At 44.0% G+C, this 16399-nt stretch carries 16 protein-coding genes; 8 read left to right on the top strand and 8 right to left on the bottom strand.

The window, feature by feature from the left end; genetic code table 11:
* The first annotated feature begins 907 nt into the window (after positions 1 to 907).
* A complete protein-coding gene (locus ACE1SE_RS01685; protein WP_374052377.1) occupies positions 908 to 1210 on the top strand; it encodes a helix-turn-helix domain-containing protein in 303 nt (100 codons plus the stop codon).
* Between the two features lie 102 nt (positions 1211 to 1312).
* Here the strand turns inward: ACE1SE_RS01685 and ACE1SE_RS01680 are convergent, their stop codons facing one another.
* Positions 1313 to 1783: a MarR family transcriptional regulator gene (locus ACE1SE_RS01680; protein WP_374052376.1), complete on the bottom strand. Its 471-nt coding sequence runs from the start codon at positions 1781 to 1783 to the stop codon at positions 1313 to 1315.
* Positions 1784 to 1920: 137 nt separating this feature from the next.
* On the opposite strand from ACE1SE_RS01680, the gene ACE1SE_RS01675 reads away from it, so the two are divergent.
* Positions 1921 to 3135, top strand: a complete 1215-nt coding sequence (locus ACE1SE_RS01675) for an MFS transporter (RefSeq protein WP_374052375.1) — start codon at positions 1921 to 1923, stop codon at positions 3133 to 3135.
* Between the two features lie 15 nt (positions 3136 to 3150).
* On the opposite strand, the gene ACE1SE_RS01670 is transcribed toward ACE1SE_RS01675, so the two are convergent.
* From ACE1SE_RS01670 to ftsY, 5 genes are all read right to left on the bottom strand, one after another.
* The gene (locus ACE1SE_RS01670; RefSeq protein ID WP_374053562.1) at positions 3151 to 4284 is read right to left on the bottom strand and encodes a glycerate kinase; all 1134 of its coding nucleotides are present in this window, start codon (positions 4282 to 4284) and stop codon (positions 3151 to 3153) included.
* Between the two features lie 120 nt (positions 4285 to 4404).
* Positions 4405 to 5262: an RNA polymerase sigma factor RpoH gene (rpoH, locus tag ACE1SE_RS01665; RefSeq protein WP_374052374.1), complete on the bottom strand. Its 858-nt coding sequence runs from the start codon at positions 5260 to 5262 to the stop codon at positions 4405 to 4407.
* A 199-nt stretch (positions 5263 to 5461) separates the two neighbouring features.
* Complete coding sequence (ftsX, locus tag ACE1SE_RS01660) at positions 5462 to 6436, bottom strand: permease-like cell division protein FtsX (protein WP_374052373.1); 975 nt, start codon at positions 6434 to 6436, stop codon at positions 5462 to 5464.
* Positions 6429 to 7094, bottom strand: a complete 666-nt coding sequence (gene ftsE / locus ACE1SE_RS01655; RefSeq protein ID WP_074024812.1) for a cell division ATP-binding protein FtsE — start codon at positions 7092 to 7094, stop codon at positions 6429 to 6431. Before ftsE ends, ftsX begins: the two co-directional genes overlap by 8 nt.
* Before the next feature lie 6 nt (positions 7095 to 7100).
* Positions 7101 to 8900, bottom strand: a complete 1800-nt coding sequence (ftsY, locus tag ACE1SE_RS01650) for a signal recognition particle-docking protein FtsY (protein ID WP_374052372.1) — start codon at positions 8898 to 8900, stop codon at positions 7101 to 7103.
* A 227-nt stretch (positions 8901 to 9127) separates the two neighbouring features.
* Here ftsY and rsmD point away from each other — a divergent pair, with 227 nt between their 5' ends.
* The 4 genes from rsmD to ACE1SE_RS01630 all read left to right on the top strand — a co-directional run bounded on the left by rsmD (position 9128) and on the right by ACE1SE_RS01630 (position 13434).
* Positions 9128 to 9706, top strand: a complete 579-nt coding sequence (gene rsmD, locus ACE1SE_RS01645; protein WP_374052371.1) for a 16S rRNA (guanine(966)-N(2))-methyltransferase — start codon at positions 9128 to 9130, stop codon at positions 9704 to 9706.
* A gap of 41 nt (positions 9707 to 9747) precedes the next feature.
* A complete protein-coding gene (locus ACE1SE_RS01640; protein WP_374053561.1) occupies positions 9748 to 10029 on the top strand; it encodes a DUF1145 family protein in 282 nt (93 codons plus the stop codon).
* Between the two features lie 232 nt (positions 10030 to 10261).
* Positions 10262 to 10888: a lysoplasmalogenase gene (locus ACE1SE_RS01635; protein WP_374052370.1), complete on the top strand. Its 627-nt coding sequence runs from the start codon at positions 10262 to 10264 to the stop codon at positions 10886 to 10888.
* A 185-nt stretch (positions 10889 to 11073) separates the two neighbouring features.
* On the top strand, positions 11074 to 13434 hold the full coding sequence (locus ACE1SE_RS01630) for a zinc/cadmium/mercury/lead-transporting ATPase (RefSeq protein ID WP_374052369.1): 2361 nt from the start codon (positions 11074 to 11076) through the stop codon (positions 13432 to 13434).
* A gap of 212 nt (positions 13435 to 13646) precedes the next feature.
* Here the strand turns inward: ACE1SE_RS01630 and tusA are convergent, their stop codons facing one another.
* A complete protein-coding gene (tusA, locus tag ACE1SE_RS01625; RefSeq protein WP_374052368.1) occupies positions 13647 to 13901 on the bottom strand; it encodes a sulfurtransferase TusA in 255 nt (84 codons plus the stop codon).
* Positions 13902 to 14069: 168 nt separating this feature from the next.
* Here tusA and ACE1SE_RS01620 point away from each other — a divergent pair, with 168 nt between their 5' ends.
* Together ACE1SE_RS01620 and ACE1SE_RS01615 are read left to right on the top strand one after the other, a co-directional pair.
* Complete coding sequence (locus ACE1SE_RS01620; protein ID WP_374052367.1) at positions 14070 to 14738, top strand: 7-cyano-7-deazaguanine/7-aminomethyl-7-deazaguanine transporter; 669 nt, start codon at positions 14070 to 14072, stop codon at positions 14736 to 14738.
* A 197-nt stretch (positions 14739 to 14935) separates the two neighbouring features.
* Positions 14936 to 16036 carry a glycerol dehydrogenase gene (locus ACE1SE_RS01615; RefSeq protein WP_374052366.1) on the top strand — a complete coding sequence of 367 codons (1101 nt, stop codon included), beginning with the start codon at positions 14936 to 14938 and terminating at the stop codon, positions 16034 to 16036.
* A gap of 199 nt (positions 16037 to 16235) precedes the next feature.
* Here the strand turns inward: ACE1SE_RS01615 and ACE1SE_RS01610 are convergent, their stop codons facing one another.
* Positions 16236 to 16382, bottom strand: a complete 147-nt coding sequence (locus tag ACE1SE_RS01610) for an MbtH family NRPS accessory protein (RefSeq protein WP_374053560.1) — start codon at positions 16380 to 16382, stop codon at positions 16236 to 16238.
* Positions 16383 to 16399: the final 17 nt, after the last annotated feature.

The raw sequence follows: 16399 nt of genomic DNA, 5'->3' as shown, positions 1-16399 counted from the left end.
ATTAAAAGTCAATTTAGTGGAAAAGGTAATGGTAAATAATATTTTTAATGAAAATAGGGCAAATCTGCCTAAATAACCCACAAAAACATCAAAATACCTTTACATAAGTCAAATAAATAAAATTTTATTAAAAAACAAAACAATTTATACCAAACTGTAAACATAATCCTACATAATTTAACCTAAGTCAAATTTCATTATATACTGCAAATCATTCCGCTTAAGCAATTATAATATATGAATTTTTTTTGTTATTCACATATTTTGTTGCATCACCATAATGATGATGGTGAAAAAATATTACTTGATGCCAGTCAAGTATTGCCAGATCATCCAGAATTAATGTTTTAAAAGCATTACATATCCAAAATTTAATTCTACATAGTGACACCCATACGGATTATAAATCTAAACTAGACAGTTTGGTATATTTTGTCCGGTTTATAACCTCAAGAAAATCATCAACAAGAATGATATATATCAACAAATATGAGGTTAGACAAAAATTCACTGTCTTTTGCATGTTTACCTTAATAAATCGACTAAAAATCATTAAAAATCAACATAATAAAATTATTTTAAATATAAAAAATCCCATAAAATAAGAATCAGGAACATATTGGTTATCTTTCATACAAGGAGCACAGAAACTCTGTTTACGCTGTATCGGTAACTCAACCGAAAAAATATGCAGAGGTAGCCATAAGACAAGGATTACAAAAACAAGGCGCATGTTAGAAAACAAAAACGGTGAATCAGATGGTAACAATAGGCATACCGTGAACGATAATCCGTCAAAGCAGGCTCTGTTTTACAAGCAACTAGCGGGGCAAAAATCGAACTCATTTTAAGCTTCGGCAATTCTCCTTGATAACGCCATAACTTACTAATGAAAAAAGGATGAGATATGGAAAATGCAAACTTATTAGTCGGAAAACGTATTCAGCTCAAAAGGAAAGAGCTGGGTATCACTGCTACAGCATTAGCAAAAATACTTGGCCTCAGTCAACAGCAACTTTCACGTTACGAAACGGGAGTGAATCGGATCAATCTCTCTCATCTCGTTTATATTGCCTATACATTTAATACGCCAATTCAATGGTTTTTCGAAGATTGCGAACCAGTCAAGAAAGAGGACAATACTGTTAATAAAATTACGGATCAATATATCCCCATTGCCGAAACAATTATAGGCAAGAATGGTTGTTGAATGAGGCAAGATAAGTTCGTCAGAAGCCTGTTGTTTACTGATTTCAATTATCCCATTCAGGCTTCTGATTCTTGTCATGCCACGATATATTGCAGCATTTCATTATCGAGAGTGGTCCACTATATCCGATATATCGGCAATAAATCGCCTAATGATCAACAATTCTTCCGGCGAATAGTTTTCCAATATTAGCAACCATTTTGCTTCTATTTGCCGATGCAATTTTTCATGCGCAGAAAATATCTGCTTCCCTTCGTCAGTGAGGCTGAAATAGGTTTCTTTCTGGTTATCTACCATTTTCAGTTTTTCAACGATAGAGCGCCGAAGAAGTTTTGCACAGATTTTTGAGATAGCCCCCTTGGTCATTCCCAACGCCTGGCTGATATTTGTGATATTTAATAATACCGATTCTCCTATACACTGGATCACATGTAATTCAGACAATGAATAGCCACTGAGTCCATATTCGCGGAGTGTCTCTTCATTATGCCCTCTCTTAATACTGTCTTTTAGATGTATCAAGTGATTCACTGCAGCAAGTATCTCACGTTGGTAAATTGTACTGTTACTCATTTACGACTTTTCCGAAATAATGTTTCCAAGGAAAATATTATTTGCATCATAACAAAAAAAGAAGAAAAAAATCTTTACAAAATCCCCCCGTTTATTAATCTTCACATTGTTTCCCAGGAAACAAAAAGGAGAAAAAAATGAATAGACGTAACTCAATTCGTAATGTAAACGTGATCTTCTATCTGGTATGCTTCAGTGCCCTATTCGGATCTCTTGCACAAAATATCTATGTTCCCGTTATTCCAACCATACAGGAGCTATTCAATGCGCCTCTGCCTTTAGTCAACCTGACTGTATCAGCATTCACATTTGTTTTAGCTATTATGCAAATTGTGTATGGTCCATTAGCGGACAGTAAAGGTCGTAAAGCTATTTTATTTCCTGCTCTGACTATTTCTGTCATTGGATCTATTGGTTGTGCGATGGCTTCCGATATTTATTGGCTGATTGCCTTTCGAATAATTCAGGCTATTGGGATTGCCGCAATTCCTGTTATTGCAGCAACAATTATTGGTGATCTGTATGAAGAGCAACATCGTGCCAAAGCCATCAGTGCTTATCAGATGTTGTTAACGCTGACGCCTGCTTTGGGACCGTTGCTCGGCGGCTATTTAGCCGAATTAAACGGATATATTGCGATTTTCCAATTTATTACTGTTATCGGTGGGCTAATACTTATCAGCAATTTGCTTTGGTTACCAGAAACTAAACCCGAAGCCAGACCAGAAAATAAGCCAAAACAGCCAGCAAATGCCAAAAGGGTGTTTTGGCAGTTCGGCCAAATTTTGTCAAATCGCATCGCACAATCCGTTTTCTGTATTGGCTTTATGCTGTTCTATTGTTATTTCTGTTTTTTGACTTTTTTACCCATCATCTTAAACCATGAATATGATTTCAGCCCTGCTAATATCGGTTGGATGTATATTCCCATATCACTGGCAATGATTGTTGGCAGCTATAGCTATCGTTTACTCCATCATCGGTTATCTCAGATAAATGGCCTGATTATCAGCAGCTTGCTAAATCTGGCTTTAATCCTGTTGTTTTCCATCACATATCGATTCGGCATTCCCACGTTAATCAGTGTCACAGCTTTATACGGTTTCACGCTGGGGATATCGACACCTACACATGCCGCTTTACTGTTAACAACATTTGTGGAAGAACGGGCAACTGTAATTGGGCTTTATAATTTTATTCGATATATGGGAATGGCTGTTGGCCCAATGATTGGCAGTTTCTTATTATTCAATAACCACTATGAATGGGTGTTTTTAATGGGAGCGTTGTTATTTACTGTATCTATCGGTTTCACTGCCATCATGACTCAGCGGCACAATAAACGGCGATAGCGCTCATAAGGCAATTTAGTGGGAAATAGCCCAAATTGCTGCAATATTCCGTGCCGTTACCTGCAAATTATCGGCACCATTGGCAAGGGCATCAGCAAGGGAACAAGCCTCCGGTATGATGGAAAAGACCGCATCCAGCCCATGCTGATGCACAACGTGATAGTCCCTGCTCATTCCCCCAACTAACGCAATGGTGGGAATGCCAAACTTTTTCGCAACGCGGGCAACACCAATGGGCGTTTTACCGTATATGGTCTGGCTATCCAGACGGCCTTCTCCCGTAATGACCAGATCCGCACCCTGAATTGCTTCTTCCAGTTGCAAGGTTTCAATAACAATTTCAATACCTGACTGTAATCTTGCTCCCAGACATCCCAATAAGGATGCGCCCATCCCTCCAGCCGCACCAGCACCAGCAGCATCAATCACGCTTTTTCCCGTCAGGGATTCTATTTTCATACCATAATGACGCAATGCAGAATCTAACGATTTCACCATCTCCGGTGTCGCGCCTTTTTGTGGACCGAACACCGCTGATGCTCCCTGTTCACCACATAATGGATTATTTACATCACAAGCCACGGTAAATTCAATTTGCCTGAGACGTGGATCAAGGTTCGTTAAGTCAATACCTTCCAGCCGAGTTAATGCCGCGCCGCCGAATGGCAAAATACGACTATCACCATCTAATAAATTCGCACCAAGTGCCTGCATCATACCTGCACCACCATCGTTAGTTGCACTGCCGCCAATGCCTAAAATCAGTTTGTGTACCCCTTGTTCCAGCGCAGCCAGAATCAATTCTCCCGTTCCATAACTCGTCGTTATCAAAGGATTACGCTGTTCCATTGGCACCAAGTGCAAACCAGAGGCGGCAGCCATTTCAATCACTGCGGTTTTTCCATCACCAAGCAGACCAAAAAATGCCTCAACAGGTTGCCCCAAAGGATCAGTGACAGTACACACGATACGTTTTCCTCCAGTTGCAGCCACCAGTGATTCTACTGTCCCTTCTCCGCCATCCGCCATGGGCAGCTTGATATAGTCTGCTTGTGGATAAATCTCCTTAAATCCCCGTTCTATTGCCTGCGCCACCTGCAGGGCACTCAAGCTTTCCTTAAATGAATCAGGGGCAATCACAATTTTCATCATGGAATTTCCTCGGCTCTTTGACGCTGATTACTATTTTACTGCTTATTTTGCGCGCATAAAAAAAGCGATAAACAAATTATCGCTTTTTAATCCTGCAAGTTTTGCTCAGATAAGAAATTACGCTTCAATCGCCAGTCGCAATTTCTTCATCGCATTTTTTTCTAGCTGTCGAACACGTTCAGCAGATACGCCATATTTATCTGCCAATTCTTGCAAGGTGGTTTTATTGTCATCATCCAACCAACGAGAACGAATGATGTCTTGGCTACGTTCGTCCAACCCTTCCATCGCCACAGAAAGTTTATCCGCAGCGTGAGTTTCCCAGTTATCTTCTTCAATGCCATCAGCAAAGTCAGAAGCCTTATCTTGCAAATACAGCACCGGAGCCACTGGATGGCTATCATGATTGTCATCATCAGAGGACATGTCAAATGCCATATCCTGCGCTGACATACGGGATTCCATCTCTCGGACATCTTTACTGGTCACGCCCAATTCTTTGGCAACCAGTTCAATTTCATCCTGATTGAACCATCCCAGACGTTGTTTAGCCTTGCGCAAATTAAAGAACAGCTTACGCTGAGCTTTTGTTGTTGCGACCTTCACAATACGCCAATTACGCAATACATATTCATGGATTTCTGCCTTAATCCAGTGAACAGCAAAAGAAACCAGACGTACGCCCACTTCTGGATTAAATCGACGAACCGCTTTCATCAGGCCGATATTACCTTCCTGAATTAAATCCGCTTGCGGCAGACCATAACCGGCATAACTGCGGGCAATATGAACAACGAAGCGCAGGTGAGAAAGAATCAGCTTTTTCGCTGCATTCAGATCTCCCTGATAATGCAGCCTTTCTGCCAGTTCCTTCTCTTCCTCAGCAGAAAGCATAGGATAAGCATTGGAAGCACGGATGTACCCTTCCAAACTACCTTGTGGAACTAATGCCAAAGTTTGCATTTCTTTTGTCATTCAAATTCTCTCAAAATTAGATCCAAATTGATGGCCTTCAAGTTTGCCTGAATTCACCAGTGAGGTTTATTCAAGCCAAAAGTGCGTCTATTTTACCACCGTAAAGATCATATTCAAATCGTCTCAGTTGTGTGAACATCAATACAAAACCATAACTGTGACTTCGACAACAATTAACCCCAACAGTTCACCAACACCCTTATTCTGGCCTAAAACGACGTAAATGCTGAATTGTCGCAAACCATGCAGCTATCCAACCAATCATACCCGAAATAAGTACTAATAAGAGTGATTCATCCCACTCCAAACCATGCAGTATAAAGCTTGTACCGAAAACACTTGCCACTTCCATAACCACGTTAGAAAGTTTCCATACCAGCAGGGAGGAGAGGATCAAGGAGAATATTGCTCCCCAAATCCCCAATAAGGCTCCGCCATTGAGGAAAGGACGCAAAATAAAACCATCCGTTGCCCCAATCAGCTTCATGACGTTAATCGTCTCACGACGGCTAAAGATGCTCAACCGGACACTATTACCAATGACCAAGAGCAGCGCAACCACCATCAAGATACCTATCACGGCAGCAATTCTGCCAACAAGGTCAGCCAACGCGGTCAAGCGGGCAAACCAGCTATCATCCATTCTGACTTCTTCAATGCCTTTAATCTGCGCAACTTGATCGCGCAATGTTGTTAATGCCTGAGAGTTCTGGAAATTCAATTCAGGGGAGATGATGGCAACTGCCGGCAGAGGGTTTTCTTCCAGCAAATCTAGGGCGCTGGCAAAACCTGACCATGCACGAAATTCATTTACAGCTTCGTCACGGGAAAGGTAATTGACCGATTTGACGCTATTCATACCTTTCAACTGATCAATTACCTGTTTGACGCTATTGTCATTTAGTGACTTATCCAAATAGACCGTGAGTTGTGGAATGGGATACCACTGCATCACTGCTTGATTGACGTTTTTCCAAACAATATAGAACACACTTGGCAAGGTCAGTGAAATAGCTATCACCATCACAGTCAGCAACGTTGCCAGCGGTTGGCGGAACATATCGGACAAAGTGCTTTTCCACGCATAACGCCACTGTACACGCCATCCCCCTTTTAATGATTTGGATTTTGCGGACTGTGTTTTTTTCACTGAATGACGGACATGCTTAGCCATGATGTCCTCCTTGCATACGTCCCTGATTCAGGGTCAAGATACGATATTTCCTTCGTTCAATGAGGGCGGTATCATGGGTAGCCATCAGAACCGTCACGCCAACTCGGTTAAATTCTTCAAACAGACGCATGATCCCCTCTGATAATGCCCCATCCAAATTTCCCGTCGGTTCATCTGCCAGCAATACTGTTGGCTTATTCACCACCGCGCGGGCGATACCAACACGCTGTTGTTCTCCACCGGAAAGCTGAATGGGGAAGTTTTTCGCTTTGTCCAGTAAACCGACCTTATCCAACGCCGCAGATACCCGTCGACGAATATCTTCAGCACTTGCCCCTGAGATAATCAGCGGCATAGCGACATTCTCGTATACGGTGCGATCCAAAAGCAGGTGATGATCCTGAAAAATCATGCCGATCTGACGGCGTAGAAAAGGGATCTCACGGGATTTTAGTCGGCTAATGTCATGGCCAGAAAACCAAATATGGCCTGCGCTAGGGCGTTCAATACCACAGATAAGTTTCAAAAGTGTACTTTTACCGGCCCCTGAGTGACCCGTTAAAAATGCCATTTCTCCTGGAAGTAGATGAAAATCCACCCCTTGCAGCGCCTGCCGCCCTCCCAGATAGGCTTTACTGACCTGTTCAAAGCGAATCATTGATAGTTAATCCTCTCGGGCAAAAAGAGCCTCAATAAAATCGTCTGCCTTAAATGGACGGAGATCTTCAATGCCTTCACCCACACCAATGTAGCGGATTGGGATCTCAAATTGGTCGGCAATCGCGAAGATAACTCCGCCTTTTGCAGTACCATCCAGTTTGGTCAGTGAAATACCCGTCAATCCCACAGCTTCATGAAATAGTTTAGCCTGACTTACTGCATTTTGACCTGTGCTGGCATCCAGAGTCAGCATAATTTCATGAGGTGCATCTTCGTCCAGTTTTTTCATCACTCGAACGATTTTTTTCAACTCTTCCATTAAATGAGATTTGTTCTGCAAGCGCCCGGCGGTATCTGCAATCAGGACATCAATACCTTTAGCCTTGGCTGACTGGATGGCGTCAAAAATCACTGACGCTGAATCTGCTCCCGTATGTTGGGAAATCACTGGAATTTTGTTGCGTTCTCCCCAAACCTGTAACTGTTCTACTGCGGCTGCGCGGAAGGTATCTCCAGCCGCCAACATGACGGATTTGCCCTGGGACTGATATTGACGTGCCAATTTACCAATAGTGGTCGTTTTACCAACACCATTCACTCCCACCATCAGAATGACATAAGGTAATTTGCCTTCGATCTCTAGCGGTTTATCAACTTTCGCCAGAATGTCTGACATCTCTTCTTTCAGTTTAGAGTAAAGCGCTTCCGCATCTTTCAATTCTTTACGGCTGGCGTGGTCTGTCAAGTTAGTAATGATCTTACGGGTAGTTTCAACACCCACATCTGCAATCAATAACTGCTCTTCCAGCTCTTCAAACAGATCATCATCAATTTTCTTGCCGCGGAATAGTCCCAAGAAGCCGGAGCCAAGATTTTGACGGGTTTTAACTAAGCTGCGTTTCAGACGAGCAAAGAATCCTTCTTTAGTTGGCCGTTCTTGTTCCTTAGGTAACACCTGTTCTTCTGCTGCACGACGGGCGGCTTCTTCCGCTAAACGTTGCTGCTCCGCTTCTTCTGCTGCGCGACGGGCAGCTTCTTCCGCCAAACGTTGCTGCTCCGCTTCTTCTGCTGCACGACGGGCGGTTTCTTCCGCTAAACGTTGCTGCTCCGCTTCTTCTGCTGCACGACGGGCGGCTTCTTCCGCTAAACGTTGCTGTTCCGCTTCTTCTGCTGCGCGACGGGCAGCTTCTCCCGCCAAACGTTGCTGCTCCGCTTCTTCTGCTGCACGACGGGCGGCTTCTTCCGCTAAACGTTGCTGCTCTGCTTCTTCTGCTGCACGACGGGCGGCTTCTTCCGCTAAACGTTGCTGTTCCGCTTCTTCTGCTGCACGACGGGCGGTTTCTTCCGCCAAACGTTGCTGCTCCGCTTCTTCTGCTGCGCGACGGGCGGCTTCTTCCGCTAAACGCTGCTGCTTCGCTTCTTCTGCTGCACGACGGGCAGCTTCTTCCGCCAAACGTTGCTGCTCTGCTTCTTCTGCTGCGCGACGGGCAGATTCTTCCGCTAAACGCAGCTGCTCCGCTTCTTCTGCTGCACGACGGGCAGATTCTTCCGCTAAACGTTGCTGTTCCGCTTCTTCTGCTGCACGACGGGCAGCTTCTTCCGCCAAACGTTGCTGCTCCGCTTCTTCTGCTGCGCGACGGGTGGTTTCTTCCGCTAAACGCTGCTGCTCCGCTTCTTCTGCTGCGCGACGGGCAGATTCTTCCGTAGCAATTCTTTCTGGTTCAGCCTGTTCCTCTTGCTGTTTCTTATCTTGACGACCAAGTCCAAACCAAGAGAAGAAACCTCTTTTTTTCTCTTTTGCCATCGGCCACTACACTCCTCGCGGTTAAGTTAGATATGTGCTGTTATATCCACTGAGATAGGTTCTAACAGTAATGAATCCAGTCTAACATTTTCATCACACCACAACACATATCTATAGAGGATTTCGTGGTAAATTAATCAATGAATATCTTCGTTTTCACTCACTTTTTGTCTCCGCCAGATATTATTTAGCAGCGTCGGATGACAAATATTTAAGTTATGTAAATTATGACTAAAAAACCACAGCGCGCGTCTTTGGGACAAATCCGCATTATTGGCGGAAAATGGCGCGGGAGAAAATTGCCGGTTCCTGATAGTGACGGCCTGCGTCCAACAACAGATCGTGTCCGCGAGACACTTTTTAACTGGCTTATGCCAACGATTCAAGGGGCTCGTTGTCTGGATTGTTTTTCAGGTAGCGGAGCTCTAGGGTTAGAAGCTTTATCACGTTATGCAAGTCACGCTACCTTAATTGAATACGATCGCAATGTAGCGAAACAACTATCGGCTAACTTAGCCTCACTAAAAGCTGAAAATGCCGATGTGGTACAAGATAATGCACTACAATACCTTAACAATACCGGAACACCATTTGATGTGGTTTTCCTCGATCCGCCATTCCGTAAGGGAATGTTGACTGAAACAATCAATTTATTGGAAACCAATGGTTGGCTGGCAGAAGAAAGCTGGATTTATGTTGAAACAGAAGCAGAATCTGCGGCAACAGAAATTCCCCCAAACTGGCAACTGCATCGGCAAAAAACCGCCGGACAAGTTGCTTATCGGTTATATATTCGCCATCCGTAATCGGGTGTCTGAACAGCTTAAACACGATTTTGGAGTCGATGATGTTTATTCTATTAGGAAGAGGGATCATGATCTTAGTTTGGGGTATCATGATCTTCAATTTGTTTCACCCATTCCCTAAGCCATTGAGATATTTTATGGATATCGCAATGGTATTTACGGTAATCATGCACGCTTTTCAGTTACTGCTGCTGAAAAACTCCCAGCCTAAAGATCAAAAGCTGTCTGGTTTTCTCCAGACCAAAATCTTCTTTTTCGGCGTCTTTGAATTATTGGCCTGGCAGAAAAAACAACTAAAAGAGAAACAACAGGAGAAAAAATAACTTCCCATATCCAGTAGCTCATCCTGTTTTCTGCCGATTAGCAACACAGCAAATATCATCAATGAGTAATTCGCGTAATTACTCATTGACGTTCTTTGTTTTTGATAATAAAACGTTATTCGTTCGTTAATAACGAATCAATGTCGATAAATCAAGATATTCTCCGTACCAACCCCATCATAAATAAAATTGCCTGACAAAACAGGCGTTGAACTTTAAGGAAAGGAAAAATATGAGTTGGCCATTTCTTGCTGTGTTTTTCTCTGGGTGGTTATATATTGATGCCGCCTATCGTGGCACCAACTGGCAGCAATGGGTTTTCCGTCCCGTCACTATGTTGCTTCTATTATTATGGGCCTACCAAGCACCCAATCTTGAGGTTTCAGGTTACCTTATCATTGCGGGCCTTCTTACTGCCCTGCTCTCTGATGCGCTCCGCATGTTCTCCGGTAAGTATTTACTCTTTTCATTCATCACACTGTTCGTGAGTTACCTGTTATACACCATCAGCTTTGCCTTACATATGAGCTTTAGTTTCTTCTTCCCGCTGCCTTTGATCCTGCTGGTCGTTGGCATTGTAGTCATGCTGACAGTCTGGAATCGTCTGGATAATATGCGTTGGCGGGTGGTAGATAGTTTCATTATGGCACTACTGATGGCTTGGGTAGCCGGAGAACAATATTTTTCCCTCAGCAACGACAGCCGGTTTTCTGTCATCGCTGGCGCTATCCTGCTACTCCTTGCACACAGTATCAATATCATTGCTCAATATCGCTTCCCTTTTAAACTATCAAAAGCAATTGTTGCTACCTGTGGTTTTATCGGACACTTTTTGATTATTCGTTCACTATTCCTATAATAGCTTGCCCTTACTAACCAAGGGATTGAAGAGCAAATAACATTAAGAGGAAGGACATTGATAATGAGAACCTATTTTAAATAGCACAAATCATCAAAAGAATTCCTCTTATTGGATTTGACTCTGGAGTTTACTCCAAAGTGTAGAGTTAATGATTAAGATTAGCTCTAATTAAGGGGTCGCCTATGTTATCCACGTCCAAAAAACATAAGCAATCACAGCACAATTCTTTATCTCTCCAAAAAGATGAACATCAGAATATCGCCAATAATGTAAGTGGGCATTCACATCAACATCACGATCACAGCCACGAACATTCGCATAACTCTCCTGCGCCAAATGATAGCCATTCTTGTTGTTCTACTGACACAGCGCATTCCCATGAACATAGCAGCACACACTGTTCACACGATCATGCGCATTCCATACAGGACAACGCTATCACCGAATTAACAGCGAGACAGCGTTTTAATTGGACTATCCAAGGTATGGATTGCCCAAGCTGTGCAGGAAAGATCGAAAATGCCGTGAAAAAACTGCCAGAAGCCAAGCAGGTCAAGGTACTATTTACAACAGAGAAACTGGTTGTCGATGCTGATATTGATATTCGTGCTGCTGTTGAACAAGCGGTAAAACAGGCTGGCTTTGAAATCAAGGAGGCAAGTTCGGCATCTAAATTGCCTCCGGCAGTCAATCACTGGAAGACTTTCTCCCCAATTTTGATTCTGGCCGCCTTGATGTTCGTCAGTTGGGGAATATCAAAAGTCAATGCTCCCACAGGGCAGATCGCTTTCATCATCACTACATTAATTGGCTTATATCCGGTAGCAACCAAAGCCTTCAAGCTGATCCGTTCTGGCTCACCTTTTGCCATTGAAACGTTGATGAGTATTGCTGCCATTGGTGCCTTGTTTATTGATGCCACCGCAGAAGCGGCAATGGTTATTCTCCTGTTCAAGTTGGGGGAAATTCTGGAATCCTATGCCGCCGGACGCGCACGTCGTGGCGTCAGTGCCTTGATGGCATTAGTTCCTGAACAAGCCCTACTAATTAAAGATGGAAAAAAGGAAACCGTGCCAGCAGCAGATCTGCGTCCGGGAGATATCATTGAAATCGCCCCTGGTGCTCGCTTACCTACCGATGCCGAACTACTCAGCCCATTTGCCAGTTTTGATGAAAGTGCCCTGACCGGTGAATCAGTTCCAGTTGAGCGGCAGCAAGGAGAGAAAGTCGCCGCTGGTTGTCTTTCTGTTGATAGTGCCGTACAGATGAAGGTGATCTCTGAACCTGGTCACAACGCCATTGACCGCATCCTGCAACTGATTGAAGAAGCGGAAGAGCGTCGTGCGCCGATTGAACGCTTTATCGACCGATTTAGCCGTGTCTACACTCCGCTGATTATCTTGTTCTCAGCACTGGTGGTATTGGTTCCACCACTGTTTTTTGCCGGCTCATGGGAAATTTGGATCTATCGTGGCCTGACCCTGCTGTTAATTGGTTGTCCTTGCGCCTTGGTCATCTCGACACCTGCCGCCATTACTTCCGCACTGGCCGCAGCAACCCGTCGTGGCTCTCTAATCAAAGGTGGGGCAGCTTTGGAACAACTTGGTTCAGTGAACACCATTGCACTGGATAAAACCGGAACCTTAACCGAAGGAAAACCCCAGGTTACTGAAATTGAACCGGTGGAAAACATCAGTGCAGAAACCTTGCTGGCACTGGCTGGTGCCGTAGAAAGCGGTTCCCATCACCCACTGGCAAAAGCTATCCTGAATACCGCAGAAAACAAAGGGGTGACAATTGTTGAGGCTGAACATCGCAAGGCACTGGCTGGGATAGGGGTGGAAGGGCAATTATCGGGGCACAAAATTCTCGTCGCAGCCCCTGGAAGATTGCCGGAAAATACTTTGTCCGGGCAATGGAAACAGAGAGTCACTGAGTTGGAAGACAATGGAAAAACAACGGTTGCTGTCACTCGGAATGGGCAATTTATGGGACTGATAGCAATGCAAGACACCTTACGTCAGGATGCCATAGACGCTATCCGTATCCTGAAAAAACAAGGTGTTGAAGCAGTAATGCTGACTGGAGATAATCCCCGTGCCGCGGCAGCCATTGCGAATCGGCTGGGTATTGATTATCGCGCAGGGTTGTTGCCTGAAGATAAAGTGAAAGCGGTCATTGAATTGAACCAAAAACACCATACCATGATGGTCGGTGATGGTATTAACGATGCCCCAGCCATGAAAGCCGCCACTATCGGTGTTGCTATGGGCAGTGGTACTGATGTTGCGCTGGAAACAGCCGATGCCGCTCTGACGCATAATCGACTGACTGGTTTACCTGAAATTATCGCTTTGTCTCGAACAACCCATTATAACATCCGTCAAAATATCACCATTGCGTTAGGTTTAAAGGCGATATTTCTTATTACGAGTCTATTGGGTATTACCGGACTATGGATGGCAGTTCTGGCCGATTCGGGAGCGACGGCTTTGGTAACAGCAAATGCAGTTCGGCTGCTTAGGAACAAATCACAGCAATAATAAATGGAACATTGACCTAAAAAGAAAACAACAAATCGAAAAGGTGCATGTTAATACTCTGCACCTTTTCGAAACCATAATAAATTACAATAGGTTGCTATTAAGGAAAAAGAAAATATGGCATCCAGTGAGGTGATAAGTAAACAGATACCATATTTAAAGCCTAGCACGGCTTCTTTTTTTCGCCAGTTAATTATATAGACTTTTCTAAATTAAACAGAATTTTCGCTTTTTCTGAGCAGGTATCGATACGGAGTTTGCGCTGTTTCCTGGGCAATCAGTGCATGCTCCATAAAACGACAGAATCCCGGAATATCGCGGGTTGTTGCCGGATCATCCGCAATGATCAACAACGTTTGACCGGCAGCCATATGGCGGACTGCCTTGCGCACCATCATTACTGGCTCCGGACAACGTAATCCCAACGTATCTAGTATCTTGTCGGGGTTGGCAAAAACTTCGGACATAACAATCTCTGTAAGTTCAAACAATCTATGGCAATGGATTATATTACAAAATATCGCCAACTACCGTACTTTACTTTTATTGCGCAACGCACGTATGATCCCACAGCCTGATCTTCAGGCAGACTAATTTTTTGGGTTCCCTCACCCCATCCACCAAAAAGGTACAATATGCTGCAATTGACTGCACAACAGCGGGCCACGGCACTGATCTGGCTGTCGCTTTTTCACATTTTGATCATTACTTCCAGTAACTATCTGGTGCAATTACCCATCTCCATTTTTGGCTTTCATACCACTTGGGGAGCATTTACATTTCCCTTTATCTTTTTAGCGACTGATCTGACTGTACGTATTTATGGTGCGCCATTGGCTCGACGGATCATTATCTCCGTTATGCTGCCAGCGTTGCTGATTTCTTATCTGATTTCAGCTCTGTTTTTCCAGGGAACCTGGCAAGGATTCGGAATATTGGGAACCTTTAATGTGTTTGTCGCCCGCATTGCCGCAGCTAGTTTTATGGCCTATGTGCTCGGTCAGATATTGGATGTTGGTGTCTTCAATCGTCTTCGCCAGAAACGCCGCTGGTGGATAGCGCCGGCTGCCGCCATGTTTTTCGGTAATATGCTCGATACACTGGCCTTTTTCTTTATCGCATTTTACCGCAGCACAGATGTATTTATGGCAACCCACTGGGTAGAAATTGCGTTAGTGGATTATGCTTTCAAGCTATTTATTTGCATGCTGTTCTTCCTGCCAGCTTATGGCATTCTGTTGAATTTGATTCTGAAATATTTTTTCGCTCAAACAGAAGTTAAAACTCTAGTCAAAGCCAACTAAAAAATGGCACCCTGACTAAATTAATCAGGGTGTCAATTGTTCCGCCAATATTTCCTCTCAAATCACTCATTTCCTGCTTTTGCTCATAACTTCTCTGTATATTTTGCCGTATAGTGTGGATGGGCAGTTCGTAACCTGCCCTATACCTGTATTGTGACACTCTATGCCTAGTTTCCAGTAAAGAAGGAATATTTCTTATGCTGAAAGTGATCCAGTCTCCATCCAAATATATCCAAGGGCCAGGTGCGTTATCTCACATTGGTCGATACACCAAAATACTTGCTGACCACGTCTTCGTGATTGCCGATAATTTCGTGATGAACCTTATTGGAGATACCGTCAGCCAGAGTCTAGAAGAACACGAAGTGACCAGCCATTTCGAACTTTTCAATGGTGAGTGCAGCCGTAATGAGATCTATCGCTTGTCTGCCATTTTGTTGGAACAGCAATGTCAGGCTGTCATCGGGATCGGGGGAGGAAAAACGATTGATACTGCCAAGGCTGTTGCATACGAATCCCAAATACCCGTAATTATTTCTCCTACCCTTGCTTCAACCGATGCACCGACCAGTGCCCTTTCTGTTCTTTATACTGAACTCGGTGAATTCGACAGTTACCTGTTCTATCCACAAAACCCCAATATCGTGCTAATGGATACTAATGTCATTGCCAAAGCACCAGTTCGTTTGCTTGTCGCAGGTATGGGAGATGCACTCGCCACCTATTTTGAGGCACGCGCCAATAGTACAGCCCACAAACCAACCATGGCTGGCGGTGCAACATCCACCACAGGTTTGGCATTGGCAAAACTGTGTTATGAAACCTTGCTGGCGGAAGGTTACAAAGCAAAACTGGCGGTAGAAGCAGGTGTCAGTACACCAGCCGTTGAAAATATTGTCGAAGCCAATACCTACTTGAGTGGCATTGGTTTTGAAAGTGCGGGATTGGCAGCAGCTCATGCCATCCACAATGGTTTTACCGTGCTGGAAGAGTGTCATCACCTCTACCACGGCGAAAAAGTTGCGTTTGGAACCCTGACACAATTGATCTTAGAAAATAGCCCAAGTGAAGAGTTGGAAGCCGTGCTCGATTTCTGTGTACAAGTCGGGCTACCAGTCACACTGGAGCAATTGGGCTTACGTGATAGTGAAAAACTGCATCAAAAAATCATGCAAGTCGCTATTGCAAGCTGTGCTGAAGGTGAAACTATTCATAATATGCCATTTGCTGTGACACCAGAACAGGTTTACGCCGCCATTTTGGCCGCAGACCAAGTAGGCAAAGACTGGTTGTATTAAGTGATTACGAAGTGAAATGAAGCAAATAACAACGCTATTCGCCTCACAAAATGAGGTGAATAGCATACTTAATTGACTCATCAACTGAAACTTACTGGCGCCCCAACGCCTTGGGAACTCATTGAGAGGCAGAAATAAAACGAGCATGAACCCACAGGAACATGCTCATAATTTGGTTAACGATGTCAACCAACAATATCTATCTTGTTGGCTCCTGCCAAATTTTAGCAATATAGTTCAAGCATTCTTCTTTCGTCCCTGTTCTGCCAATTACCCTCCATCCTATCGGGATTTCATATTCAACAGGCCAGACCGAATAATGCTGTTTACCATTAGTAACGATCATCCAATTCATAGTTTCGT

Origin of the sequence: Xenorhabdus taiwanensis (assembly GCF_036512875.1) — a bacterium.
Lineage (GTDB): Bacteria > Pseudomonadota > Gammaproteobacteria > Enterobacterales > Enterobacteriaceae > Xenorhabdus > Xenorhabdus taiwanensis.
Note: the sequence above shows the minus strand (reverse complement) of the source record. Positions and strands in the feature narration are given on the sequence as shown.

What these genes read in the sequence shown, in the direction of transcription:
- ACE1SE_RS01685 (WP_374052377.1), top strand. Translation starts at nt 908, where the DNA reads ATGGAAAATGCAAACTTATTAGTCGGAAAACGTATTCAGCTCAAAAGG.
- ACE1SE_RS01680 (WP_374052376.1), bottom strand. Translation starts at nt 1,783, where the DNA reads ATGAGTAACAGTACAATTTACCAACGTGAGATACTTGCTGCAGTGAAT.
- ACE1SE_RS01675 (WP_374052375.1), top strand. Translation starts at nt 1,921, where the DNA reads ATGAATAGACGTAACTCAATTCGTAATGTAAACGTGATCTTCTATCTG.
- ACE1SE_RS01670 (WP_374053562.1), bottom strand. Translation starts at nt 4,284, where the DNA reads ATGAAAATTGTGATTGCCCCTGATTCATTTAAGGAAAGCTTGAGTGCC.
- rpoH (WP_374052374.1), bottom strand. Translation starts at nt 5,262, where the DNA reads ATGACAAAAGAAATGCAAACTTTGGCATTAGTTCCACAAGGTAGTTTG.
- ftsX (WP_374052373.1), bottom strand. Translation starts at nt 6,436, where the DNA reads ATGGCTAAGCATGTCCGTCATTCAGTGAAAAAAACACAGTCCGCAAAA.
- ftsE (WP_074024812.1), bottom strand. Translation starts at nt 7,094, where the DNA reads ATGATTCGCTTTGAACAGGTCAGTAAAGCCTATCTGGGAGGGCGGCAG.
- ftsY (WP_374052372.1), bottom strand. Translation starts at nt 8,900, where the DNA reads ATGGCAAAAGAGAAAAAAAGAGGTTTCTTCTCTTGGTTTGGACTTGGT.
- rsmD (WP_374052371.1), top strand. Translation starts at nt 9,128, where the DNA reads ATGACTAAAAAACCACAGCGCGCGTCTTTGGGACAAATCCGCATTATT.
- ACE1SE_RS01640 (WP_374053561.1), top strand. Translation starts at nt 9,748, where the DNA reads ATGTTTATTCTATTAGGAAGAGGGATCATGATCTTAGTTTGGGGTATC.
- ACE1SE_RS01635 (WP_374052370.1), top strand. Translation starts at nt 10,262, where the DNA reads ATGAGTTGGCCATTTCTTGCTGTGTTTTTCTCTGGGTGGTTATATATT.
- ACE1SE_RS01630 (WP_374052369.1), top strand. Translation starts at nt 11,074, where the DNA reads ATGTTATCCACGTCCAAAAAACATAAGCAATCACAGCACAATTCTTTA.
- tusA (WP_374052368.1), bottom strand. Translation starts at nt 13,901, where the DNA reads ATGTCCGAAGTTTTTGCCAACCCCGACAAGATACTAGATACGTTGGGA.
- ACE1SE_RS01620 (WP_374052367.1), top strand. Translation starts at nt 14,070, where the DNA reads ATGCTGCAATTGACTGCACAACAGCGGGCCACGGCACTGATCTGGCTG.
- ACE1SE_RS01615 (WP_374052366.1), top strand. Translation starts at nt 14,936, where the DNA reads ATGCTGAAAGTGATCCAGTCTCCATCCAAATATATCCAAGGGCCAGGT.
- ACE1SE_RS01610 (WP_374053560.1), bottom strand. Translation starts at nt 16,382, where the DNA reads ATGATCGTTACTAATGGTAAACAGCATTATTCGGTCTGGCCTGTTGAA.